We start from the raw sequence: 524 nt of genomic DNA, 5'->3' as shown, positions 1-524 counted from the left end.
AAAATTCCGGAAGGGCCAGACCGCCGATAAAAAGTCCCGTCAGGCGGTGCTCATCCGCCTGCGGCAAATGGATCAGCTTTCTTCCTCGGCATCGTCCTTCCGGGCGTCCTGCTTGGGGTCCTGGGGGGCGTTCTCCGGAATCCAGACAGCCACGTTGCCGCCGTGGACGATGAACTGGCCGTTGCCTTCGTCGTCGATGGTGACGATTTCCTCCCCGTTTCCGGTGGCTTCCTTCCAGGTTTCTCCCGCGTGCTGCTTGCCCACGTTCATGACCTTGTCCCCGTTTTCCCCGTTGGAGATGAGCACGGCCACGCCGGACTTCGGGTGCTCTTCATCCCCCACGCGGGTGAAGCCGATGGTGTTCGGATGGTCGAAGTAGTAATTCTGCTCACCGTAGGCGTGGTTTTTGCGGATTTCCAGCAGGTTGTCGATGATACCGCGGTGCACGGGCGGATTGCCGCTCACACCGTAGTAATCCCCGTAAAAGATGCAGGGGTAGCCGTCCTTCATGAGCAGGATCAGCG

Annotated in this window: 1 pseudogene; it reads right to left on the bottom strand. The window is 59.9% G+C overall.

The features are described from left to right. Positions 1 to 72: 72 nt before the first annotated feature. Positions 73 to 524 (bottom strand): annotated as a pseudogene (locus ACFFUV_RS24220) (hypothetical protein); the annotation flags it as partial.

Origin of the sequence: Vibrio olivae (genome assembly GCF_042428525.1) — a bacterium.
Taxonomy (GTDB): domain Bacteria; phylum Pseudomonadota; class Gammaproteobacteria; order Enterobacterales; family Vibrionaceae; genus Vibrio; species Vibrio olivae.
Note: the sequence above shows the minus strand (reverse complement) of the source record. Positions and strands in the feature narration are given on the sequence as shown.